Source organism: Methylophilus sp. UBA6697 (genome assembly GCF_002454655.1).
Classification (GTDB): Bacteria; Pseudomonadota; Gammaproteobacteria; order Burkholderiales; family Methylophilaceae; genus Methylophilus.
Genome location: NZ_DKJH01000021.1, coordinates 716 through 24,435, shown reverse-complemented (window position 1 = coordinate 24,435; position 23,720 = coordinate 716). Strand labels below are relative to the sequence as shown.

Below are 23,720 nucleotides of genomic sequence, written 5' to 3'. Positions count from 1 at the left end.
CCTCGACACACATCACAAACATGTGTCGAGTTGATTTGGGTCAATACCCGCTTTAGCCAGCAAACCTACAATGGTCTCAAATCAATGCACCTAATGGAGTGACCACAATGAAAAAAACCGCAATCAGTTTAATGTTGGCAGCCTTATTGCCTGCCATGAATGCCTATGCAGAGCAAGGTGACTGGGTTGTACGTCTGCGTGCAACCAATATCAGCCCGAACGAAAGCAGCCGCTTGGGCAGCACCGTCAACAAGGCGGTGGGTGCCAATGTGATGACACCAAGCGCAGACCTGAAACTCGACAGCAACACAATTCCTGAATTAGATATTAGCTACTACTGGACCAAAAACATTGCGACCGAACTGATCCTGGCACTGGGCAGCAAACACGATGTAAGAATCACTGGCGACAGTGCCGGTGTGGTTGGCAACCAGCATCTGGGTAGCATTGATGCGCTGCCACCTACCTTGACGGCGCAATGGCACTTTAACCCTGATCAAACCATTGACCCTTATGTGGGTGCTGGTATCAATGCGACATTTATGCTGGACCGCAATCTGCGTTTCACCTCTGGTGCAACCGCTGGCGAAAAAATCAAAATTGACCGCAATAGCATTGGCCCTGCCTTGCAGGCGGGTGTAGATATCAACCTTAAAGATGGCTGGTTATTGAACGCTGATGTGAAATATCTCTGGATTGATACCGACGTTGAAATGAAAAGCGCCACCACCGGCAACCGCTGGGCCAAAATCGACTCCCTGGACGTCAATCCATGGGTAATTAGCCTGGGTATTGGTAAGCGCTTTTAAGCAACAATCGTCAACGCTCTTCCCTGGGGCATTTAACGCGCTCCATTCACCTCTGATGCCACCCCAGTATCAGAGGTTTTTTTATATGCGGAGAGACTTAATTACTGAAAGTTGAAACGCGCAGAAAGACTGGTCAAATTGAGTTGCTCTAGCAGTTGCTGCCCACGCTCACGCGCACTGCGTTTACGCTGGCCAGTATATTTGGCAATGATGAGTTCATTTTTCATCGAGTGCTCCCAGCCCACCAGTTCCGTCACTGTCACCTGGTAGCCATGCGCCTCCAGTTCAAGGCAACGCAACACATTGGTGACCTGGCTGCCAAACTCACGGGTATGGATAGGATGCCGCCACAACTCGCTTAAAAAGGTTTGCGCCAGTGTCTCAGCCTTATGCTGGCGCATCACCTCCGCCACCTCGGCCTGGCAGCAAGGCACCAGTACCATAAACTGCGCCTGTTTTTGCAAACCAAACTGAATCGCATCATCCGTCGCCGTATTGCAGGCATGCAAGGCCGTGACAATATCCACGGTTGCAGGCAGTTGCTGTGACTGCATGGCCTCAGCGACGGTTAAATGCTCAAACTGCATGCGGTCAAACCCACACTCTTGCGCCAGTTGGCGTGATTTCTCTATCAACTCGCCGCGGCTTTCAATGCCAATCACCTGGCCGCCTGCGTGTTGTTTGAGCAAGAGGTCATAGAGGATAAATCCCAGATAAGACTTACCTGCACCATGGTCGACCAGCACAGGCTGTGACTGTTTATCCATCACCGCCTGCATCAGCGGCTCAATGAAATTGACCAGGTGATAGACTTGCTTGAGCTTGCGGCGGCTATCCTGATTCAGCTTGCCATCGCGTGTCAGAATATGCAGCGCCTGCAATAGCGGGAGAGATTGACCGGGCTTCACCTCGGGCGGTAAGTTTGTCTTGACCATGCGTATTGCTGTTTTAAAATACCAATATATCAGTTTAACATGTGCCAGCTTCATCAGGATTGCTTCTGGCAGCCACGCCGGGAGCGATCTCGGGAACTCAAAGGCTGTTTTACGAATCATGTCTATCATGGTGGTCAGTTTTATCCCGTGCGCAAGCCGCACGACCACCGCTGCAGCGACGTTGGTACACGCTGCATCAATTCGCTGTTTCACAGCGCTGTTGTTCAATCGCACCAGGGAGTATGTATGCCAAACAGCTTAGCCACATTGGCTTATTTATATGTAGACAAGACGGTTAAATGCGCGCTATTTCCGCTGACAATGCTTTCCATGCTTGCCACGCCAGTGCTTGCAGATACAATCTGGCTCAAAAATGGCGACAAGATCACAGGCACACTGGGCGTTAAAATATCAAATAAACTCACAGTCAAAACCACTTATGCAGATGAGGTGAAAATCAACTGGAACGATATTCACAGTATCGATGCCGACAAACCTATCCTGATGCAGTTGTCTGATGGCAGTATCGTCAATGGCCGCCTGATTCATACCGATGAAGGCCAGGTGATTCTGGATGAGGAAACCAACACGCCACTGGTGGATACAGAGCTGGACGAAATTCATTACATCAACCCCAGCCGCGACCTGATTGGTGAAGGCTATGTCTGGACTGGCAACCTGAGCCTGGGCGGTGCGTTTAACAATGGCAACAGTACCAACCGCAATATGCAATTTAACGGTGAGTCGGTATTACGTGGCCTGGAAAATCGTTATACGGTACAAGGCTATTACTACTGGGCAGAAGATAACGACGAACAAACGCAGAACAACGCGCGCGTGCGCGGCCAGTATGACCACTTTTTCACCAAAAAATGGTTTAGCTACCTCAACACCATTCAGGAAAAAGACCGTTTCAGGGATATCAAGTTACGAAGTACCTACGGTGTGGGTACCGGTTACCAGATTTTTGAAGGCGAAAAGCTTAACCTGTCAGTGGAAGGTGGTGTGTCGCTGATTAAACAGGACTATTACGAAGAAAGTAATGACAGTCATGCCGCTTTGCGTTGGGCAGTCAATTACAACCAGTATTTATTTGATTCTTTTGTGCAGGCCTTTCATCGCCACGAAGTGTTATACACCGCGAGATCCCCTTCACAAATCCTGGTTTACAGCTCAACCGGCCTGCGCTTTCCGTTTATTTTCGGCTTGAGTGCGTCTACACAATTAGACTACAACTACGATAGCCGCCCGGTAGATGATCGCGTCAAAGGCGATACGCGCGCCCTATTCACACTGGGCTATAGCTGGAAATAACGCTGGCGACGTCTGCAATATTTAAGGAGTTGCCGCTTAAATGTTAAAATGATCGCTGCATTGTTTTAATCCGTCCTGAATTTCATCATAGGCAGCATGGACAAAAACAATATGGGGTACGGCAAGGGACATTGATACCGTATTTTTTGAGTTGAAGATGGAGCAAAAATATGGCGATACAATGGTTTCCGGGACACATGACTTCTGCCCGAAAAAAGGCAGAAGAAACACTGGAACATATCGACGTCGTGATTGAGGTACTGGATGCACGCGTGCCTGCCGCCAGCCACAACCCCATGATTGAGGAAATGCGTAATTTTCGCCAGCGGCCTAACCTGAAAATTCTCAACAAAGCCGATTTGGCCGACCCGCAAGTCACCCAGGCCTGGTTGAATTACTTTAACAAGCAGCCCAATACCAAAGCCGTCGCCTTATCGTGCAAAAAACCTGGTGACGCAAAGAAAATTCCAGGCTTGTGCCGCCAACTGGCATCACATCGTGGCACGCCGCTGAAACCGTTGCGCATGATGATCATGGGCATCCCTAACGTCGGCAAATCCACCCTGATGAACGCCCTGCTTAACCGCCGGGCGGCCAAAGTGGGCGATGAACCGGCGGTGACCAAAAGCCAGCAACGCTTTGATTTAAATGACAGCCAGAACATTACCGACACCCCGGGCATGATGTGGCCAAAAATCGAACATGAGTCAGACGGTTATCTGCTGGCTGCCAGCCACGCCATTGGCCGCAATGCGGTGATCGATGAAGATGTGGCCGAGTTCTTGGGTAATGTGCTATTAAAACAATATCCAGCGCTCATGAATACGCGCTATAAACTGGATGTCATGAAGCTGGATGTGACTGCCATTGATGGCATAGACCTGCTGCAAGCTATCGCCAAACGCCGCACTTACAAACGTAACGATGGTGAGTGGGATATGGAGCGTACCGCCATGGCCTTGCTAACTGACTACCGCAGTGGTGCTATTGGCCGCGTGAGCCTGGAATCACCACAGAGCCGGGCCGAGATGATCGCGCTGGCTGCGGAACAGGCCGCGGCAGCGAAGAAAGCGAAAGAAGACCAGGCAGCGCCTGAGCCAGATACCTTGTAAACTGGCTGTTATCCTCAGGCAATCAGGCTGGCATGCCGTTTGGCTGGCTTGCCGGGCTCTGGTGGTTTATTCAGTAACTGATCAATATTGCTTGCAATGCGATTACGGCCATTCTGCTTGGCTTTGTACAGGTTTTGATCCGCGCCGGCAAACAGACCTTCCAGGCCGTAGCCAACGGTTTCAGAGCTGACTGAACCGACGCTGACGGTACATTTGATTGCCTGCGTGTCGCTACTCATACTCTCCACACCTGCAATACTTACCGGCGTCACTTCAATAATACGGCGGATACGCTCCGCCAAGATCATTGCTTCATGTTCGCCGGTATTGGGCATTAAGATACAAAACTCTTCGCCGCCATAACGGCCAATCACATCGCCGCCACGCAAGGCCGCGCGTATGGTTCCCGCGCAAGCTTTCAGCACCACATCGCCCACCAGGTGCCCATACACGTCATTGACCTTTTTAAAGTAATCCAGGTCGACAATCAGCATCCCCATCGGTAGGCGGATACGCTGCGACACCGCCTGCATACGCGTGGCCGCTTCTTGCAAGCCTCTACGGTTTAATACGCCAGTCAGGCCATCCAGTGTGGCAATCGCCTGCAGCCCCGCCTGCGCCCGCACATGCATCACCAGCAACAGCAAGCTGGTGACTGTCGTCATGGCCAGCATGGCCGCGGTCATCATATAAGCATGCATGCTCCACTGTGAAAACGATTGCAAACTTTCCTGATCGCCCAAGATCACCTTCACCGCCAACAAAGCCAGCATTAAACTCACCAGGGCAAACAAGCTGCAACACAGCCAGAATACGTGTGCAACAAAGTCTTTGCCATGGCCGACCAGGCTGCGACTGCCGTAGCCAAACACCCACATCAACACCAAGAGGTTGCTTAACAATATCCATCTATCCGGCGTATGCATATTCAACATCACCGCATTACACGCGAGCAACGTGGTCACCACCAGCAAGGCCCAATAACGATAGACACGGTAACCTCTGAGCAAACGGATACCGTTAACAAACAGGCTGATACCGAGTGCAATAATGGTGACTGAAGTGGCCACATAAACGTTTTGCGGGCCATGTATCAAAGAGGTTTGTGAAAGAAAATAAATGGCGAGTCCAACACCGAATACCAACAGGCCGCGTACCCAATGCATAATCAGGCTGCGTTGCTGATGGGCGCCAAAAATCAACAAGACCAGAACCAGCGTTAAGGTAAGTCCAATTGATGATAGAATGACACTGTTGAGATCAAACACAGGGGCGGACAAAGTTTGTTTACCTGAAAAACATAATACTATGGTTGAGCGACTATACCCATATAAATGAAGGGGTTAAATAGTCCATACAGGCTAATTCATCTACCGCTTTGTTGTTTACCACAAACCTCTGAAGTCCCATGCAGCATCTTTTAAATCCCCCACAGCGCGAAGCAATTCATTATCTGGATGGCCCCTTATTGGTGTTGGCAGGTGCCGGTAGTGGTAAAACACGCGTGATTACGCAAAAAATTGCCTACCTGATTAACCAGGCCGGCTATAAAGGCAACCAGATTGCCGCCATCACCTTTACCAACAAGGCTGCTCGGGAGATGCAGGAACGCGTCACGCCATTGCTGGAAGGCAAAAGCGGCAAAGGCCTGACGGTGACCACGTTTCACTCGCTGGGGCTGCAAATTTTGCGCCAGGAAGCCGCCCTGCTCGGCTATAAACCGCAATTCTCGATTCTGGATGCCTCAGACAGCTTTAAAATCCTCAGTGATATATTGGCGACGACTGACAAACAATTGCTGCGCAAGACACAATGGCAGATCTCCAGTTGGAAAAACGCCTTTGTGAGCCCGGACCAGGCCAAGTCTTTGGCTGATGAAGAAATGGCGCATGCCGCTGCCCGTGTTTACCAGCTCTACCAGCAAACCTTGCGCGCCTACCAGGCGGTAGACTTTGACGATTTGATTAAAGTGCCGGTGGAACTGTTTGAGCAACACCATGACACCCTGGATAAATGGCAGCGCAAACTGCACTACCTGCTGATTGACGAGTACCAGGATACCAACGCTTGCCAGTACAAACTGATCAAGCAACTCACCGGCCTGCGCGGCCAGTTTACCGCCGTAGGTGATGATGACCAGGCCATTTACGGCTGGCGTGGTGCCGACGTGGAAAACCTGCGTCAGCTCACCACAGACTTTTCAAAACTCAAAGTCATCAAGCTGGAGCAAAACTACCGCTCCACCGTGCGCATTTTGCGCGCTGCCAACCAGGTGATCGCCAATAATCCCAAGCTGTTTGAGAAAAAACTGTGGAGTGAGCTGGGTACCGGCGATCTGCTGCATGTTACCGCCACCCAAAGTGAAGAACACGAAGCCGAAACCGTCGTCATGAAGTTGCAGGCGCACAAATTCGAGCATCGCACGACCTATAAAGATTATGCGATCCTCTACCGCAGCAACCACCAGGCGCGCATTATTGAAAAGTTTTTGCGCAACCACAAAATCCCCTACACCATCTCTGGCGGTTCATCCTTCTTTGACAAAGCTGAAATCAAGGACATCATCAGCTACCTGCGCCTGATCGCTAACGAAGACGATGATCCAGCGTTTATCCGCGCCGCCACCACGCCGAAAAAAGGCATAGGCAACACCACATTAGAACGCCTGGGTGAATATGCCAGCGCACACAAAATGTCACTGTTTGCAGCGGCCTTTGAGGGCGGCTTCCAGCACGACGTCGGCGCCAAGCAGCTCGAAGACCTGCTCACCTTCTGCCGCTATATCCAGACATTGCAGGGCCGCGCCGTTAAGGACCCAGCCAACGAAGTACTCAGTGACCTGCTGACCGCTATTCAATACGAAACCTATTTGTATGATGGCGAAGAAGCACGCGCTGCCGAAACACGCTGGGGCAATGTCATGGAATTTGTCGCCTGGCTCAGCAAAAAAGGCGAAGGCTCTACCGAATACGGCAATGAATCCGACGGCAAAAACCTGCTCGAACTAACGCAACTGGTCTCGCTCATCACTATGCTAGAGGGTCGCGAAGACAGCGAGCCAGATGCCGTCAAACTCTCCACCCTGCACGCCTCCAAAGGCCTGGAGTACGGCCACGTCTTTTTAATCGGCTGTGAAGAAGGCATTTTGCCGCACACCAACTCTATCGATGCCGACCAGATTGAAGAAGAACGCCGCCTGATGTATGTAGGCATCACCCGCGCGCAAAAATCACTCAATATCACCTGGTGCAAAAAGCGCAAACGCGGCGGCGAAATGCAAGCCTGCGAACCGAGTCGGTTTATCGGTGAGTTACCAAAAGACGATGTCAAACACTTTGGCAACCCGTTTAACGGGCCGGATCAAGTGCTGAGCAAAGACTATGGCAAGAGCAAGATGGCTAATATTAAGGCGATGTTGGCAAGCAAGCCGACGTCAAACTCCGGCGAGCCAAACGTAAGCTGAATATTGCCCATGCTATAATCCAAACACTTTTTAACTCAGCAATTCAAAATATGTCACAAAAAGTCGCTTTAATTACTGGCATCACTGGCCAAGACGGCGCTTACCTCGCCGAGCTTTTACTGAATAAAGGCTATATAGTGCATGGTGTTAAGCGCAGATCCTCATTGTTTAATACAGACAGGATCGACCATCTTTATCAAGACCCGCATATAGAGCATCAAAACCTGATTCTTCATTACGGCGACCTCACCGACTCGACCAACCTGATTAGAATCATTCAACAGGTTCAGCCAGATGAAATCTACAATCTAGCAGCGATGAGTCACGTGGCAGTGAGCTTTGAAACACCAGAATACACAGCCAATGCCGATGGCATTGGTACATTGCGCATTCTTGAGGCAATACGCATTCTTGGCCTAGAGAAAAAAACCCGTTTTTACCAAGCATCGACTTCTGAGTTATATGGTTTGGTTCAAGAAACGCCTCAAAAAGAGACCACCCCATTTTACCCACGCAGTCCTTATGCTGTGGCTAAAATGTACGCTTACTGGATTACTGTCAACTACCGCGAAGCGTATGGCATTTACGCGTGCAATGGCATTCTGTTTAACCATGAAAGCCCCATCCGCGGCGAAACATTTGTTACGCGAAAAATTACGCGCGCACTTGCCAGAATCAAACTGAACCTGCAAGACTGCCTGTATCTCGGCAATCTGGACTCCTTACGCGACTGGGGCCATGCTAAAGATTATGTTGAAATGCAGTGGCTGATGTTACAGCAAGAGCAAGCTGAAGACTTTGTCATCGCCACCGGCAAACAATACAGTGTGCGTGACTTTGTGAATGCCGCCGCACTGGAGTTAGGCATCACCGTCACTTGGCAAGGCCACGGTGTAGAGGAAAAAGGTTTCTGGGATGACAAATGTATTGTGCAAGTCGATCCACGCTACTTCAGACCCACTGAGGTAGACACTCTATTGGGTGACCCTACTAAAGCTAAAGAAAAATTGGGCTGGGTGCCAAAAACCAGCTTTGAAGACTTGGTCTCTGAAATGGTGCGCGAAGATTACAAATCCGCGCAGCGAGATGAATTAATCAAGCAGCATGGCTATCAAGCCATGGATTACCACGAGTAAAGCATGGAAAAAAACGCAAAAATTTACGTTGCTGGCCATCGTGGACTGGTTGGCTCAGCCATCGTAAAAACCTTGCTAGCGCAAGGGTATGCAAATTTGGTGACGCGAACACACGCCGAGCTAGATCTGATGTCACAAACAGCTGTCGCTGACTTCTTCTCAGAAGAAAAGCCTGAGTACGTTTTTTTAGCTGCCGCGAAAGTGGGTGGCATTCATGCCAATAACACCTACCCGGCTCAATTTATTCATGAGAATCTGGCTATCCAGACTAACGCGATTCATCAATCGTATGTGCATGGCATCAAGCGCTTACTCTTTCTCGGCTCAAGCTGTATTTATCCTAAATTCGCGCCGCAACCAATGAAAGAAGAGCATCTGCTCACCGGGCCACTTGAACCAACCAACCGCTCTTATGCGCTCGCTAAAATTGCTGGCATAGAAATGTGCTGGAGCTATAACAGGCAGTACGGCACGCAGTTTTTGGCCGCAATGCCTACAAATCTGTATGGCCCAGGCGATAACTATCACCCGGAAAACAGTCACGTTATTCCAGCCCTGATTAGAAAGTTTCATGAAGCCAAAGTTAACAAGCAGCCTCAAGTAACAGTTTGGGGCACCGGCACACCAAAGCGTGAATTTCTGTACAACCAAGACATGGCAGATGCGTGCGTATTCTTAATGGGTTTAGAAAGTAACCAATTTCAGGCACTCTTAGGGAGTGATGAATCGGTTAGTGGAAAGTTTCAGCCACCACTTGTGAATGTTGGATATGGCAGTGACATTACAATCAAAGAACTGGCAGAAACTGTCCAAAAAGTGACCGGATATCAAGGTAATATTCAATTTGATATCTCCAAGCCCGATGGAACACCTCGCAAGCTGATGGACTCTACCATTCTTCATCAAGCTGGTTGGCACCCAAAAGTCTCCATTGAAATCGGATTAGAAATTGCCTATCAGGATTTCTTAAAGCAAATATAATCACTTGATATTAGCTGTTTCAAAAAACTCAGTTACAGGATTGCGGTATGTCACACTTCACAATACTTAATTTACCTACATTCTCAGACGCACGTGGTTCACTGACCGTGCTAGAGAAATCCCTACCATTTCCAGTTGTTCGCACTTACTGGATCTATGGGGCTGATGGGCAAACACGTGGCGGCCATAGACATACCAGCACCAGACAGGCGCTCATTGCATTACACGGCAACATTGCCATTTACATGAACGATGGCATTTCAGAAGAAACCATCACGCTCAACTCGCCTGCACAATGCCTGCTGGTTGAGCCTAAAGACTGGCATACCATGACTTTCGGGGAAAACAGTGTGTTATTTGTCATGGCATCACATGTTTATGACAGAAGCGAATATATCGATACGCCTTACGAGCTCTCAAGCAAATGATTGAATACGAAAGCCTTGCCAACTCCAATCAGCAATTCATGCGTGAATTGGAAACTGCGGCTACCAACGTCATCCGCTCAGGCTGGTATGTTTTAGGCCACGAAGTCAACGAGTTCGAAAAAGAGTTTGCAGAATGGGTAGGCGCACGCCACTGCATTGGTGTGGCCAATGGCTTGGATGCATTAATTTTATCGCTAGAAGCATTGATGCTTCCTAGAAACAGTGAAGTATTAGTGGCTTCAAACACGTATATCGCTACGATTCTGGCGATTATTCGTGCAGGATATAAGCCTGTTCTAATAGAGCCCGATCCGGAAACCTTTAATATCGACCCGCTAAAAATTCGATTAGCGATTACAACCACCACACGTGCGATTTGTGTGACGCATTTATTTGGTAAAGCCTGTCGCATGGATGAGATATGCACCATTGCCAATGAGTGTGGCTTAAAAGTAATCGAAGACTGCGCACAATCTCACGGCGCAAAACTCGCCAATCGCATGACAGGCACATTTGGCGATGCTGGCTGCTTCAGCTTTTACCCAACCAAGAACCTTGGCGCAATTGGTGACGCAGGCGCAGTGGTCACAGACGATGACGAAATCGCTGATCGGCTTCGCCATCTGCGTAACTACGGTTCCAAACAAAAGTATGTCAATAAATATATTGGCGTTAACTCCAGGCTAGATGAAATGCAAGCCGCCCTGCTCAGAGTGAAACTGAGACACCTTGATGCTATGACTGAGCACAAACGCAGTTTGGCAGCGGTCTATTTTAAAAACTTACCCGACTGGTTATCCCTGCCTCGTCAGAAACCTGACGAACATGATGTGTTTCATATTTTTGGCATTCGAGTTCAAGAAAGAGATCGATTAAAGTCTTGGTTACTTGAGCAAGGTGTGAAAACAGAAATTCACTACCCTATTCCGCCACATAAACAGGAAGCTATGCAAGGAATATTGCAAGGAGAATATCCTATTGCGGATAAGCTGCATGCAACCGAATTAAGTCTTCCGATTTCCGTGGGTCATCGCGTCAAAGATGTACAATTGGTGACCGAAATTATCAAACAATTCAAGATTTAGCCAATGCTGACAAACTCAACAATTCTTATCACCGGTGGAACAGGTTCTTTTGGTAACACTTTTGTACCTATGACACTCAAAAAATACAACCCAAAGAAAGTGATCATTTTCTCTCGTGATGAAATGAAGCAATGGGAGATGGCTAAAAAATTCCAAGGTGATAAACGTGTCAGATTTTTCATTGGCGATGTACGCGACAAAGACCGTTTATACCGCGCACTCGATGGCGTCGACTATGTTGTGCATGCCGCAGCAACAAAAATCGTACCGACAGCGGAATACAACCCGTTTGAATGCGTGAAAACGAATATCACAGGAGCAATGAATTTAATTGATGCCTGCATTGATAAAGGCATTAAGCGTGTAGTTGCCCTATCTACAGACAAAGCAAGCAGTCCTATCAATTTGTATGGCGCTACGAAACTAACATCAGACAAACTGTTTGTTGCCGGGAATGCATACTCAGGTGAGCATGGCACGCGATTTTCCGTGGTGAGATATGGCAATGTCATGGGATCGCGTGGCTCAGTCATCCCGTTCTTTTTATCTATTCGTGATAAAGGTAGCTTGCCTATTACAGACCCAAGAATGACCAGATTTATGATTTCTCTCGAACAAGGTGTCGAGCTCGTCTGGCATGCGTTCGACGACATGGTAGGTGGCGAAATATATGTCAAAAAAATACCTTCAATGAAGGTCACAGACTTGGCTAGAGTAATCGCACCGGAATGCAAGCAAGAGGTTGTAGGAATCCGACCTGGTGAAAAGCTCCATGAGCAAATGATTGGTGCGGAAGATGCATATTACACCTATGAATATGACGAGCATTATAAAATTTTGCCAGCCATTAACGATTGGTATAACTGCAAGGAACGTATCAAAAACGGCAAAAAAGTGACAGAAGGCTTTACGTACGCTAGCGACAACAACTCAGAATGGATGACAGATAGCGATCTAAGTACCTGGATTGTAGCTAATCAAGAAAAAATCGGGACAATCTAAAGTCATGATTCCATACGGCCGCCAAGAGATTACATCTGTAGATATAGAGTCAGTAATCACAGCTCTAAAATCTGATTTTTTAACACAAGGACCAGCAGTACCAAAATTTGAAGCAACCGTTGCATCTCATGTAGGCGTAGCCCATGCGGTTGCTGTGAACAGTGCGACATCCGCACTGCATATCGCTTGCCTTGCTTTAGGCTTAGGTTCCGGAGATATATTATGGACAACTCCAATTACCTTTGTCGCATCTGCCAATTGTGCATTGTATTGTGGCGCATCTGTAGACTTTGTGGATATCGATCCGAAAACATACAACATAAGCATTCAAGCCTTAGAAGAAAAGCTAGTTGATGCTGAACGCAACGGCAAACTACCAAAAATTGTAGTCGCAGTGCATTTGTGCGGACAACCATGTGAAATGGATGAGATTGGTCGCTTATCAAAACTGTATGGCTTTAAAATTATAGAAGACGCATCTCACGCGATAGGTGGTAAATATAAAGGCGAGTTCATTGGCAATTGCCGCTATAGCGACATCACTGTTTTCAGCTTTCACCCAGTTAAAATTATTACAACTGCCGAAGGCGGTATGGCACTGACAAACAGTGATTATTTAGCCGAAAGAATGCAACTCCTACGCAGCCATGGTATCACTCGTGATAGCAACAAAATGACACATGCGGCTGATGGACCATGGTATTACCAGCAAATAGAACTTGGTTACAATTACAGAATGACAGATATTCAAGCTGCGCTTGGCGTAAGCCAAATGACCAGGCTGGATCAATATGTTGCTACTCGACACTCCTTGGTTGATAGATACAATCAAGAATTGGAAAGTTTCCCAGTTACGAGACCTTGGCAGCATTCGGATAGTTACTCAGCATTTCATCTGTATGTAATTCGGTTAAACTCTAAGGATATTCACAAAAGCCATCTGGATGTGTTCAATGACCTCAGGAGCTCGAATATTGGCGTGAACCTGCATTACATTCCCGTACATACTCAACCCTATTATCAAAAATTAGGATTTAAGCTAGGGGAGTTTCCTGAGGCTGAAAAATACTACAGTGAGGCTATCAGCTTGCCCTTGTATGCAACATTAAGCGAAGAAAGTCAAACTACCGTCATCAAGTCGTTAAAAAGTGCATTAGCATGAATATTGCTATCATTCCAGCAAGAGGCGGAAGTAAAAGAATTCCAAGAAAAAATATCAAGGACTTTAATGGTAAACCAATGATAGCTTGGTCAATAGAGACAGCGCTAACTAGCGGTTGTTTTGATGAGGTTATTGTATCGACAGATGATGATGAAATTTCCAAAATAGCAACTCAATGGGGAGCACGTGTACCTTTTAAAAGACCAGCTCATCTCTCAGGCGACACAATTGGAACTATGCCTGTAATTAAGCATGCACTTGAATGGTTTGACTCCCAAGGCGACTCACCAGAGCACGTATGTTGCATTTACCCAACAGCACCGATGCTTCCTCCTTCTGTATTAGTTGATGCTTATCATCGATTGGTTGAATCTGGTAGCAAGTTTTGTTTTGGGGTTTCACATTATGGCCACCCCATTCAGCGTGCTTTGCGCATGGACGCATCAGGACAATTAAGTATGTTTTCACCAGAGCATGCCTTAACGCGCTCACAGGACTTAGAAGCAGCATTTCATGATGCTGGACAGTTTTGCTGGGGAACACGTGCAGCATTTTTGGATGGTCGCTCGCCGCTTACTCAAGACTCTGTAGCTGTATTGCTCCCAAGATATAGAGCTGTTGATATTGATACACTAGAAGACTGGGAGCTTGCTGAGTCACTGTATGCTGCTCTGACATTGAGGGCGTAATAGTGCATGTTGTTTTTCGTACGGATGCATCAGAGACAATTGGATCAGGACATCTCATGCGCTGTTTGTTGTTGGCAGATGCTATTGTACAGAGTGGAGGAAAATGTAGCTTTATTATCCGCAATCGCAACATAGTTACTGATCGACTTTTAAAAAACTGTTCACATGATGTATTTTTCCTAAATTTACTAGAGGTAGTTAATCAAGTAGAGGATGCTCTGCAATCCATCAAATGCATGAAAAATATATTGCCATCGGTGGACTGGGTTGTTGTAGATCATTACGGCATAGATGCTAAATGGGAAGCATTAATCAGAGTTAGGACTAAACACATATTAGTCATAGATGACTTAGCTAATCGCTTTCACGAATGTGATGTACTTGTTGACCCTGGTTATGGGCGTAAATCATTAGATTATAATTGTTTACTATCTCCACAGACCCTACAACTTCTAGGGCCCAAGTATGCAATATTGCATCCATCGTTTGCACTCTCTCATGCTAGCGCCCCATTGTGGCCTGAATTGCGCCGTGTACATATATTCTTTGGCGGTGGAACTTCAGCTAAATGGCTTGGCTCCTGTATTGAGTCGATTATGGAAGTAGAACATGACATAGAAATACTTGCGCTAGGATTTTGTGACGAGCAAGTTATGGCAAACCTTCAAAAGAAAATTGGAGGTAAATTGGAATGGAGCCGCTATGAAATGGAAATGGTTAAGCATTATGCAAGATGTAGTCTAGCCGTCGGATCACCAGGAACTGCGACTTGGGAACGAGCGTGCATGGGCATCCCATCTGCTGTAGTAGCCACGGCGGAAAATCAAATTCCAATTCTCAAAAAACTTGATCAGTTAGGCTTATGTCGCTACCTTGGCCCAGCGTCAGAATTACAGACGACAGAACTAAGAGAAAACCTGAGAGCCTTTTTTCAGGATGATATATCTCGCTCACATATGAGGGCAACAGGTCTAGCAGCTGTAGATGGCAAAGGTACCGAACGCATCTTGCGTAATTTACTAGAAAAGAGTCAGAGTGATGCGTAAACAATTGACGTTGGAACATGAAGAAGTACTTATTACATATGAGGCTAAGCATGATAAGAAAACTGTAGATTGGCTCAACTCACCAGAACTAAAGTCGACATTTGGGCTGAATTACCCAATCGACGAATCGTCTCATCGAACTTGGATTGAAACCAATCAAAATGTCCTTATTTGGGCAATTGTTAGTCCTACTGGGGAGCATGTAGGCAATGTTTTATTAACAGTAACTGAGCGACATCGCTCTGGTTATTTTCAAATCTACATAGGAGAACCAAGCGCTCGTGGTCAAGGCCTAGGCGAAAAGGCACTAAAAATCACATTAAGCCGTGCCTTTAATCAGCTTGGACTACATCGTATTTGGCTACATAGCTTTGAAAAAAACATGATTGCAGAGAGGCTTTATGTGAAACAGGGATTCACTTTAGAAGGAACGGAAAGAGACGCACTTTTCCATGATGGCTCATATATAAGTCAACGCCGCTGGTCATTACTCAAATACGAGTGGCATGAATACAATGACATAGAGGACCTATAATGAGGTGTGCCATCATGCAGCCGACTTATTTTCCTTGGGCCGGTTATCTTAATTTAATGCAACAAGTAGACTGCTTTGTTTATCTTGATGATGCTCAATTTGAAAGATCATCCTGGCATAACCGTAATAGAATTTTACTTAACGGACTCCCCAACTGGCTGACTGTTCCGGTGCTTAGAGGTCACCTAGGCGCCTCAATACAAGAGGTGGAGGTTGATGACTCAGCTCCATGGCGTCGCAAGCACTTAACGATGTTATCAAATGCGTATGCACGCCATGGGAGTGTGCAAGAGATGTTAGAAGCGACTGAGCCGTTATCGACAACATCAATAACACACCTGTCCAACTTGAATATCACCTTACTCGAGGTACTGCGTAGTAAATTAGGCATCAACACTCCAGTTATCAAAAGTAGTAGTCTTGATATACCGGGGATGCGCACACAGCGTTTAATTGACATCTTAACAAAACTCGGGGCAACTGATTATGTTACTCCTCCAGGTGCCTTGCAGTACCTACAAGAGGACAAATTTGCTGACTCCTGCTCCGTTCATCTGTGGGTGCACGATTTTCAAGCCACCGAATACCAACAGCGAAGTGTGCAGCCCTTTGTCAGCCACCTATCAATATTAGATGTCGTGGCAAATCTTGGCTGGGCTGGCACGAGAAATTACATTAGACCACAATCAAAAACTGTGCGCATTTATTAGGAGAGACAATGGCTAACACTTCACAATTCTGGCTAGAAGAGCATCCAGACTTCGGTTTTTTTCAAGTCAGACCAACTCCTTCAGCAGATGAAATTACACGCTTCTACGCTGAAGAGTTTTATAGCACAAAATACAAAGCATTTAACAATTCAGCCTTAGAGGTTCAGGAAGCTGACCGTGAATTCCACGATGCTAACCGAGAGGATATGGCGAATAAAATAGAATTGCTATTAGGAAAAAGCTTAAAAGATATAAGTATTTTAGATGTTGGCTGTGGTTGGGGGCAAACTATGCAATATCTGGCCGCTAAAGGCGCAACCTGCTCAGGATTCGACCCAGCGCCAGAAGCGGTAGCCCATGTTAAGTCATGTGGACTTGAATGCATACAAGCGAGCATGGAGCGAATGGATGTCTTCACAGGACGCCGCTTCGACGTTGTAATGCTGATGAACGTTCTAGAACATCTATCTGATCCAGTTATGGTTATTAATGATATTTCACAAAATGTCTTAAAAGATGGCGGCGTGTTGATTGTGGAAGTACCTAACGAGTTCAATGCATTTCAAATGGCAGGAAAGGAACTACATAACCTTTCGGAGTGGTGGGTAGCCCCTCCAGCCCACTTGAATTACTTTAGCCCGTCAACTCTAAAGCGATTGCTAATTGCTTTAGGATTTACGGTTTCAGATTTAGTATCAAGCTTCCCTATTGAAATGTTTCTATTAATGGGAGAAAACTATGTTGGAAATAGAGACCTCGGACGTCATTGCCACGAGCAACGCATGGCTTTTGAAATGAACTTACGTCGCCTTGGTCGCGCAGATGTGTTGAATACGTTTTATCAGGCGCTGGCCAGCGTGAATCTCGGGCGACAGGTAATTGCTTATGCGCAGAAAGGTGAAAAGAAAGCATGAGATTCACTAACATCGGTGGTGCAACTGCCATTCTTGAACACAAAGGGAAACGTATACTGTTCGACCCGTGGCTGGACGATGGTATATTCCATGGCTCATGGTTCCATTGGCCACCGACAGCCGCCACCATTGAAGAGTTGGGGCGATTTGACTACGTGTACATATCACACATCCATGAAGATCACTGCTCTATAGGGACGATCCAACATATCAATAGAGATGCTGAAATAATCATCATGGATAGACAACCCAACTTTGTAGCCCAGTTTTTGCGCGCAAATGACCTAAACTTTTCAAAAGTGCATTTAGTCCCCCCCCAAAAAGGACTAAGGCTTACCGATGATTTATTCATAGACATGATTGAAGCAGATAAAGCCAACGAAATGGCATATATTATCGACTCGTCACTTGTTATTTGCTGGGATGGATTCACCATATTCAATGCGAATGACTGTCAACCACATGCCGAAGGAGTTACATATCTCAAACAGCACTACCCTCAAATTGACTTAGCTCTTTTACCTTACTCCGGTGGATCTGGATACCCTAGTTGCTATACCAACCTCACCGAGCAACAGAAACTAGCAGAGAAGAACCGGATACTAAATCAACGAATTGCTGGTTTTGTTGCTAACACAAGGGATATAAATCCCAAATATGTTGTGCCTTTTGCAGACCAATACGTGGTAGGAGGCAGGCGTGCAAATCTAAACCGCCATATTTCCCATGGCAGTTGCCCTGCAGTAGTTGAGTCTTTAGTTCGAGAGGCTGGCCTTGAAAGTCAACTACTGTTACTGAACTCTGGTCAGACATTTGATCTTGAGACTTTGAAAAAGTTACCTGATAGCCCTTATCAGGTATTTTCTGAAGAAGATCGAGATGAATACATTGCAGATCATCTGTCTGAAAAAACTTATGATCATGAGCGTGTAAAGTTCTCTAGATCTGTACCTATTGACCGCCTGATTAAGTATGCAAGACAGCGTTTATGGGAAATTCAAGGGCGTCGTCAGGCATATCCAGAGAATAAGCTAGTGATCGATTTTGATGAAAGTCGAAGAAGGTTTTTAATTCATTTTCAGCTTGAAAACGTTGAGGAAGTAGATTTTGATAGCAAAATCAGCGAACCCTATTTACGTATCTCTGGTTCAGACACCTTATTAAGTATGATTCTTATTGGACATATCTCATGGAATATCGCTGACGCTGCATTATTTCTTGATTACGAGCGAAAACCTAACGTATATGACCCTTCAATCTACGTACTATTAAACTTTCTAAGGCTGTAATAATCGTGAAAACTCACACTATTGAAATTTGTGACCGTCGGATAGGGCATGATGCTCCTCCATTCATAATTGCTGAAATGTCAGGCAATCACAATCACTCTCTAGAGCGTGCAATTGCTATCGTCGAGTCTGCCGCTAAATCTGGTGCTCACGGCCTCAAAATTCAGACGTATACCCCAGACACCATGACCTTGGATCTAAATGAAAATGAATTTTATATTGGCGATCCAGATAACCCATGGAGCGGTACGTCACTTTATAAACTTTATGCCGAAGCATATACACCATGGGAGTGGCATAAACCCATTTTTGATCGGGCTGCCGAATTAGGATTAATTGCGTTTAGTACACCGTTTGATTATACATCCGTTGACTTCTTAGAGTCTCTGAACGTACCTTGCTACAAGATTGCCTCTTTCGAAAATACCGACTTACCTCTTATTCGTAGAGTTGCATCTACTGGCAAACCTTTGATTATATCTACCGGCATGGCGAGTCTGTCCGAGCTGGATGAAACAGTTAGAGCAGCACGTGAAGCTGGTTGTAAAGATCTGATTTTACTGAAGTGTACTAGTACATATCCAGCTAGCCCAGAAAACACAAACATACTCACAATTCCACACATGAAGCAATTGTTCAATTGCGAAGTTGGACTATCAGACCACACGATGGGAATTGGCGTTTCAGTAGCCAGCGTTGCTCTAGGCGCAACAGTAATTGAAAAGCATTTTACCCTATCCAGGGCAGATGGGGGAGTTGATAGTGCTTTTTCAATGGAGCCAGCCGAGATGTCTGCACTAGTCACTGAAACAGAGCGTGCTTGGCACGCTCTAGGAAAAATCAACTATGGGCCTACTGAAGCGGAAGGAAAGTCCTTGCAGTATCGGAGATCTTTATACGTCACAAATGATTTAAAGGCAGGAGATGTTTTAACCACTACGAATGTTCGAGCGATTCGTCCGGGATTAGGCTTACCAACCAAATACCTAGAAACATTGCTCGGGAAGAAAGTTAATCAGCCGATACCAAGAGGGACTGCACTTAATTGGGATATGATTGGCTAGATTAGAACGAAATGTACTACTTATCGTCAATGCTTTTAAAATGAATATGTTTCTGAACAGAATATTTGTACAACTAAAGAAAAACTACTGCCTGACAGCAGCGCAAACAAAACTCAGGGAAATGTTAAGTAAAGTGGTGGGTAAAGGCGACGTGTCTGAAAACTCTAAAATCATTACAATTCAATGCCTTGAGGACTATTATTTTTTTAGTTTATTTTGCGCGCTAGCCACCACTCTAAAAACGCAAGGAAATGTATCTTTTGAGCAATATGTAGTCCGCAGCTTAAACGTTGGATCATCTCAATCAATTGCCAATTGGTTAAAGTCATATCTTTTATCGAACAGATTGACTGACAAAAAGTGGATTAGCTTATACAGTTTGTTCTGTAATAAGATTGCATTCAGGGCTACCAGCCCACTGGGATACATATCTGACATAAAGTTGCTGTTTATTTCAGTGAAAATTTGGCGCAACCTTTCCTCTAAAAGTGATGTTTTAAAGCTTAGCTGGCAAGATGTATTGCTCGGAGATCTTATCTACGATAGTTATCTGCGCTTCAAGCCTGCGCCAACTGTACATATTCGTAATTTTTATATGCTTACAGTCATTTGGCAGGCACTTAGAACTTTCAAGAGCGCTAAAAGATACTTTTCAAAAACAAAGCCCTCAGCATATTTCACCTCATATACCACCTATATTCAGCATGGTATTCCTGTTCGTGTCGCACTATATCTGGGTATCCCTGTATATTCATTTAGTAACTTTCAAACAGTTGCCAAGAGGCTTAAATTAGATGACACGAAACAGACAGCAAGTTGTAATACTTACTTTTCAGATTTCCAGAGCTTAGATGACAAAGACTCCAAATTACTAGCTGCAGAAAAGCAATTACAATTTAGAATTGATGGTGGGATAGACACTGCAACAGCTTACATGGCTAAATCTGCCTATCATGCTAATGTCCATACGATTCCTAACGTTACCAATGCCGCTGTTATCTTTTTGCATGATTTTTACGACAGCCCACATATTTACTCATGGTCACTATTCCCAGACTTTTATGACTGGATCTGTTTTACTATCGAAACACTAACTAAAAGTAAGATACCATTTTTTATTAAACCTCATCCCAACCAGATAGACTTAAGCTCTGAAGTAATTAGTCAGTTACAAGCCCAATATCCAGGCTTACGGTGGTTACCGATTACAGCTACGAACAAAAGACTAGTTGATGCAGGTATAACTTGCGCTATCACAGTATATGGAACAGTAGCTCATGAAATGGCATTTCTTGGGATACCTGTAATTACTTGCGGTGATAACCCTCATATCAGCTTCGATTTTTGCAAAAATGCCACCACACACGAAGAGTATCAAGCGTATTTGGTAAGCGCTGATAAACTACAGTTTGACGCTCATCAAATGAGAGCGCAAAGCTTAATGTTTTACTATATGCACAACATGCATAGAGATCCGAGCGAAAGCTTAGTGATGAACGTGACTCAGAAACTATTCAAACTATCACAAACTGTAGAGTCTGGAGAAGAGGATACTAGTCATTTATTCGATACAATAGTAGGCTTAATGGAAATGAGTGAGTTCAAAACACTTTGCAGTGAGCGGTTTGGACGACATCTAGTCTAAAAATATCCCTTTGAGCAAAGTGAGCACATATTGATCAATTTAAAAAGATATATATTAACGTTAATCCATACCATCAAACTGGTTGTGGGTATAGGTATATACAATTTTACTAAAAAGACTCCTGAGTATGCCTATCAAAGTATGATTTTTCTTTTTTGCCGCAGCAAGGGGCGCTCCAATGACTTACTCAGTTGGATGATAAAAACAAAAAACGGGAAATACAATTTTGCTTCCTCAGACAGGATACTTGGGAGTTTATCTATAACTCATCGAAAAAAAATTAATACAGCTCTTCTTGAACATGGTTATTATATTTTCGATTCCAGACTACCTGACGATATCTGTGACCGATTGCTAGACTATTCGCTCACGCAACCCTGTTATATGCGCTGTATGGATGATGGTAGTTTTTCAGCACCAATTAGAACCGCTTACCATAGAGATAATCCTCAAGCTGTTCGGTATGACTTCGAAACACAAGATCTCTTAAAAAACGAAGATATTCAATCCATTATGGCCGATGAAGGATTTGCTACAGTTGCGCAAGATTACCTTGGTTCAAAACCAATAATAGATATTGTGACAATGTGGTGGCATACCCGATTTTCAGATAAACCAGATATGGCGGCCGCTCAATATTTTCACTTCGACATGGACAGGCCTAAATGGCTGAAATTTTTTATATACCTTACCGATGTCGATACTGATAACGGACCACATACATTTGTGGCCGGAACTCATAAAGCGGGTGCGATCCCTGCCAAGTTACTGAATAAGGGCTACGCTCGCCTCAATGATAGTGAAGTTCATGATGAATTTGATAACAGTCAATTTATCGAATTCAATGCTCCCCGAGGTACAATTATCGCAGAAGATACGCGAGGGCTACACAAAGGGAAGCATGTTGAGAATGGTGATAGATTGATTTTTCAAATTGAATACTGCAACTCACTTTTTGGTGGCGCTTATCAAAAAACAACCTGTGATGCACCAAAAACCACGAAATTGAATGAAATGTTTAAAAAATATAAGGCCATCTACAAGCTTTACCTATAACTAACCTAAAACTCAAATGCAATGAAGCTTGCTTTAAGACTCCTTCAAAAACTGCTAAGAATCAGCGTCTTTAAATACATATATTTAAAGATTAACTTCCCAAAGTTAGCCGTACATCTAAAATCTAATTTTAATATTTCAGGTGAATTAACCTATGGTTCTAATTGCTCCATTGCAGAAGGAGCAAACTTAATCATTCCCAATGACACCAAATTAAAACTGGGCGACCACTGTTATATAGGAAGATTTTCTGAATTAGGGCCAAGCAAGCTTATTAGCATAGGCAGTGATTCATCCATTCAAGACAGATGCATAATTCTCGGTGATGTGACAATTGGACGTTACTGCTTATTTGCACCCAATGTATATATATCATCTGGTAAACACCATTTCGATCTGTATCCATGGTTAACCATTAAAGACCAAGATAGTAAACAGACCAAGGATAATAAATCGCACACAGTTACTATAGAGGATGACTGCTGGATAGGCATTAACTCGGTCATCATGGCAGGCGTAAAAATTCACAAAGGGGCAGTGGTTGGGGCAAACTCTGTTGTCACTAGGGATGTGGCGCCTTATACAGTAGTAGCAGGTTCCCCGGCTAAGTTGATCAGAAACAGATTGGAATTTACCCCTCCCACTGAAATTACTTACAGCAATCCTGAACACCTGCCGTACTTCTACAGTGGCTTTGAAGTATCGCAAGCAGAGCTCACAAGAAACAAAGAATATATGGGATTAATTGCCACGAATCAATTCGTTATATGTTTAGATGCAACTCAAGGACAATTCATTCATTTAAAAGTTAGAGCGGCCGGACTCGATAGTTTGGAATTAACACACGCATCTCAAACGCAAAAAATTTACGCGTATGTGAGTGAAATCCAGTTTCATATTGCTTCTGAAAACAACATGTTCCTCTTTATGACTGAACCACAACAGAATAACAAAGTACAACTTATTGTAGAGAAAGCCTGGATTCAGTGAAGCACCTAAGTTACATCTTCAACCNNTAAAGAAAATCGATTACTTTATTTAAGTATTGTCATTTCGCTGTTATCAGTTGTTATTGAACTAATAGCATTAAGCAGTCTTTTACCTCTTCTTGAAATCGTTTCGAAAAATCATGTTGCCACTGAGGGTATGATCATTGATGCTTTCAGCTATTTCAAAGTCGAAGTAAATGCAGCAAATCTTCTTAAAGCCTTTACTGCTTTACTTTTGGCGCGAATCATTACACAGTTTATATCGCAAAACCTATCGTTGTATTTAGGCCGAAAAGTAATGGCACAACTTGCCTCAGGGGCATTTCATAAAATAATGAATTATCTTTCATTAGAAG

23 protein-coding genes are annotated in these 23,720 nt (G+C 45.0%); 21 read left to right on the top strand and 2 right to left on the bottom strand.

Going from position 1 to position 23,720, the window contains the following annotated elements; all coding sequences use genetic code 11:
* Positions 1 to 107: 107 nt before the first annotated feature.
* Positions 108 to 809 carry an OmpW/AlkL family protein gene (locus B3355_RS06120; protein WP_019882502.1) on the top strand — a complete coding sequence of 234 codons (702 nt, stop codon included), beginning with the start codon at positions 108 to 110 and terminating at the stop codon, positions 807 to 809.
* A gap of 101 nt (positions 810 to 910) precedes the next feature.
* Here B3355_RS06120 and B3355_RS06115 read toward each other — a convergent pair whose 3' ends face one another.
* Complete coding sequence (locus B3355_RS06115; protein ID WP_292781640.1) at positions 911 to 1,744, bottom strand: class I SAM-dependent methyltransferase; 834 nt, start codon at positions 1,742 to 1,744, stop codon at positions 911 to 913.
* A 246-nt stretch (positions 1,745 to 1,990) separates the two neighbouring features.
* On the opposite strand from B3355_RS06115, the gene B3355_RS06110 reads away from it, so the two are divergent.
* Together B3355_RS06110 and ylqF are read left to right on the top strand one after the other, a co-directional pair.
* Entirely contained in the window at positions 1,991 to 3,058 is a 1,068-nt protein-coding gene (locus B3355_RS06110) for a DUF481 domain-containing protein (protein WP_292781489.1), read from the top strand.
* Positions 3,059 to 3,228: 170 nt separating this feature from the next.
* Positions 3,229 to 4,170, top strand: coding sequence for a ribosome biogenesis GTPase YlqF (gene ylqF / locus B3355_RS06105; protein WP_024931132.1), 942 nt, complete (start codon positions 3,229 to 3,231; stop codon positions 4,168 to 4,170).
* Between the two features lie 14 nt (positions 4,171 to 4,184).
* Here ylqF and B3355_RS06100 read toward each other — a convergent pair whose 3' ends face one another.
* On the bottom strand, positions 4,185 to 5,375 hold the full coding sequence (locus B3355_RS06100; RefSeq protein ID WP_292781484.1) for a GGDEF domain-containing protein: 1,191 nt from the start codon (positions 5,373 to 5,375) through the stop codon (positions 4,185 to 4,187).
* A gap of 203 nt (positions 5,376 to 5,578) precedes the next feature.
* On the opposite strand from B3355_RS06100, the gene B3355_RS06095 reads away from it, so the two are divergent.
* From B3355_RS06095 to B3355_RS06010, 18 genes are all read left to right on the top strand, one after another.
* A complete protein-coding gene (locus tag B3355_RS06095; protein ID WP_292781481.1) occupies positions 5,579 to 7,633 on the top strand; it encodes a UvrD-helicase domain-containing protein in 2,055 nt (684 codons plus the stop codon).
* A 50-nt stretch (positions 7,634 to 7,683) separates the two neighbouring features.
* Positions 7,684 to 8,769, top strand: a complete 1,086-nt coding sequence (gene gmd, locus B3355_RS06090; protein WP_292781478.1) for a GDP-mannose 4,6-dehydratase — start codon at positions 7,684 to 7,686, stop codon at positions 8,767 to 8,769.
* A gap of 3 nt (positions 8,770 to 8,772) precedes the next feature.
* A complete protein-coding gene (locus B3355_RS06085; RefSeq protein ID WP_292781475.1) occupies positions 8,773 to 9,750 on the top strand; it encodes a GDP-L-fucose synthase family protein in 978 nt (325 codons plus the stop codon).
* Positions 9,751 to 9,797: 47 nt separating this feature from the next.
* A complete protein-coding gene (locus B3355_RS06080; protein WP_292781472.1) occupies positions 9,798 to 10,178 on the top strand; it encodes a sugar 3,4-ketoisomerase in 381 nt (126 codons plus the stop codon).
* A complete protein-coding gene (locus tag B3355_RS06075; protein ID WP_292781469.1) occupies positions 10,175 to 11,263 on the top strand; it encodes a DegT/DnrJ/EryC1/StrS family aminotransferase in 1,089 nt (362 codons plus the stop codon). The genes B3355_RS06080 and B3355_RS06075 overlap by 4 nt, the downstream gene beginning before the upstream one ends.
* A 3-nt stretch (positions 11,264 to 11,266) precedes the next feature.
* Positions 11,267 to 12,265 (top strand): UDP-N-acetylglucosamine 4,6-dehydratase (inverting), encoded by a 999-nt coding sequence (gene pseB / locus B3355_RS06070; RefSeq protein WP_292781466.1) that lies wholly within the window; start codon positions 11,267 to 11,269, stop codon positions 12,263 to 12,265.
* A gap of 4 nt (positions 12,266 to 12,269) precedes the next feature.
* On the top strand, positions 12,270 to 13,427 hold the full coding sequence (pseC, locus tag B3355_RS06065; RefSeq protein ID WP_292781462.1) for a UDP-4-amino-4,6-dideoxy-N-acetyl-beta-L-altrosamine transaminase: 1,158 nt from the start codon (positions 12,270 to 12,272) through the stop codon (positions 13,425 to 13,427).
* Positions 13,424 to 14,116 (top strand): pseudaminic acid cytidylyltransferase, encoded by a 693-nt coding sequence (gene pseF, locus B3355_RS06060; RefSeq protein ID WP_292781459.1) that lies wholly within the window; start codon positions 13,424 to 13,426, stop codon positions 14,114 to 14,116. The genes pseC and pseF overlap by 4 nt, the downstream gene beginning before the upstream one ends.
* A 2-nt stretch (positions 14,117 to 14,118) precedes the next feature.
* Positions 14,119 to 15,162 (top strand): UDP-2,4-diacetamido-2,4,6-trideoxy-beta-L-altropyranose hydrolase, encoded by a 1,044-nt coding sequence (gene pseG / locus B3355_RS06055; protein ID WP_292781456.1) that lies wholly within the window; start codon positions 14,119 to 14,121, stop codon positions 15,160 to 15,162.
* Entirely contained in the window at positions 15,155 to 15,697 is a 543-nt protein-coding gene (locus B3355_RS06050) for a GNAT family N-acetyltransferase (RefSeq protein ID WP_292781452.1), read from the top strand. Before pseG ends, B3355_RS06050 begins: the two co-directional genes overlap by 8 nt.
* A 14-nt stretch (positions 15,698 to 15,711) precedes the next feature.
* On the top strand, positions 15,712 to 16,407 hold the full coding sequence (locus B3355_RS06045; protein ID WP_292781449.1) for a WbqC family protein: 696 nt from the start codon (positions 15,712 to 15,714) through the stop codon (positions 16,405 to 16,407).
* An 8-nt stretch (positions 16,408 to 16,415) separates the two neighbouring features.
* Positions 16,416 to 17,321 carry a class I SAM-dependent methyltransferase gene (locus B3355_RS06040; protein WP_292781446.1) on the top strand — a complete coding sequence of 302 codons (906 nt, stop codon included), beginning with the start codon at positions 16,416 to 16,418 and terminating at the stop codon, positions 17,319 to 17,321.
* The gene (locus B3355_RS06035; RefSeq protein ID WP_292781444.1) at positions 17,318 to 18,610 is read left to right on the top strand and encodes an MBL fold metallo-hydrolase; all 1,293 of its coding nucleotides are present in this window, start codon (positions 17,318 to 17,320) and stop codon (positions 18,608 to 18,610) included. The genes B3355_RS06040 and B3355_RS06035 overlap by 4 nt, the downstream gene beginning before the upstream one ends.
* Before the next feature lie 5 nt (positions 18,611 to 18,615).
* Positions 18,616 to 19,674, top strand: coding sequence for a pseudaminic acid synthase (gene pseI, locus B3355_RS06030; protein ID WP_292781441.1), 1,059 nt, complete (start codon positions 18,616 to 18,618; stop codon positions 19,672 to 19,674).
* Positions 19,667 to 21,319, top strand: coding sequence for a hypothetical protein (locus B3355_RS06025; RefSeq protein ID WP_292781438.1), 1,653 nt, complete (start codon positions 19,667 to 19,669; stop codon positions 21,317 to 21,319). Before pseI ends, B3355_RS06025 begins: the two co-directional genes overlap by 8 nt.
* Before the next feature lie 30 nt (positions 21,320 to 21,349).
* On the top strand, positions 21,350 to 22,375 hold the full coding sequence (locus tag B3355_RS06020; protein ID WP_292781435.1) for a phytanoyl-CoA dioxygenase family protein: 1,026 nt from the start codon (positions 21,350 to 21,352) through the stop codon (positions 22,373 to 22,375).
* Positions 22,376 to 22,396: 21 nt separating this feature from the next.
* Positions 22,397 to 23,365, top strand: coding sequence for an acyltransferase (locus B3355_RS06015; RefSeq protein WP_292781432.1), 969 nt, complete (start codon positions 22,397 to 22,399; stop codon positions 23,363 to 23,365).
* A gap of 54 nt (positions 23,366 to 23,419) precedes the next feature.
* On the top strand, positions 23,420 to 23,720 hold a 301-nt coding region (locus B3355_RS06010), incomplete at its 3' end, for a hypothetical protein (protein ID WP_349679994.1).

Coding starts and splice junctions, on each gene's coding strand:
- B3355_RS06075 (WP_292781469.1), top strand. CDS start 10,175: ATGATTGAATACGAAAGCCTTGCCAACTCCAATCAGCAATTCATGCGT.
- B3355_RS06120 (WP_019882502.1), top strand. CDS start 108: ATGAAAAAAACCGCAATCAGTTTAATGTTGGCAGCCTTATTGCCTGCC.
- B3355_RS06050 (WP_292781452.1), top strand. CDS start 15,155: ATGCGTAAACAATTGACGTTGGAACATGAAGAAGTACTTATTACATAT.
- B3355_RS06040 (WP_292781446.1), top strand. CDS start 16,416: ATGGCTAACACTTCACAATTCTGGCTAGAAGAGCATCCAGACTTCGGT.
- B3355_RS06080 (WP_292781472.1), top strand. CDS start 9,798: ATGTCACACTTCACAATACTTAATTTACCTACATTCTCAGACGCACGT.
- pseB (WP_292781466.1), top strand. CDS start 11,267: ATGCTGACAAACTCAACAATTCTTATCACCGGTGGAACAGGTTCTTTT.
- B3355_RS06015 (WP_292781432.1), top strand. CDS start 22,397: ATGAAGCTTGCTTTAAGACTCCTTCAAAAACTGCTAAGAATCAGCGTC.
- gmd (WP_292781478.1), top strand. CDS start 7,684: ATGTCACAAAAAGTCGCTTTAATTACTGGCATCACTGGCCAAGACGGC.
- B3355_RS06045 (WP_292781449.1), top strand. CDS start 15,712: ATGCAGCCGACTTATTTTCCTTGGGCCGGTTATCTTAATTTAATGCAA.
- B3355_RS06110 (WP_292781489.1), top strand. CDS start 1,991: ATGCCAAACAGCTTAGCCACATTGGCTTATTTATATGTAGACAAGACG.
- pseF (WP_292781459.1), top strand. CDS start 13,424: ATGAATATTGCTATCATTCCAGCAAGAGGCGGAAGTAAAAGAATTCCA.
- B3355_RS06085 (WP_292781475.1), top strand. CDS start 8,773: ATGGAAAAAAACGCAAAAATTTACGTTGCTGGCCATCGTGGACTGGTT.
- B3355_RS06115 (WP_292781640.1), bottom strand. CDS start 1,744: ATGGTCAAGACAAACTTACCGCCCGAGGTGAAGCCCGGTCAATCTCTC.
- B3355_RS06095 (WP_292781481.1), top strand. CDS start 5,579: ATGCAGCATCTTTTAAATCCCCCACAGCGCGAAGCAATTCATTATCTG.
- pseC (WP_292781462.1), top strand. CDS start 12,270: ATGATTCCATACGGCCGCCAAGAGATTACATCTGTAGATATAGAGTCA.
- ylqF (WP_024931132.1), top strand. CDS start 3,229: ATGGCGATACAATGGTTTCCGGGACACATGACTTCTGCCCGAAAAAAG.
- B3355_RS06035 (WP_292781444.1), top strand. CDS start 17,318: ATGAGATTCACTAACATCGGTGGTGCAACTGCCATTCTTGAACACAAA.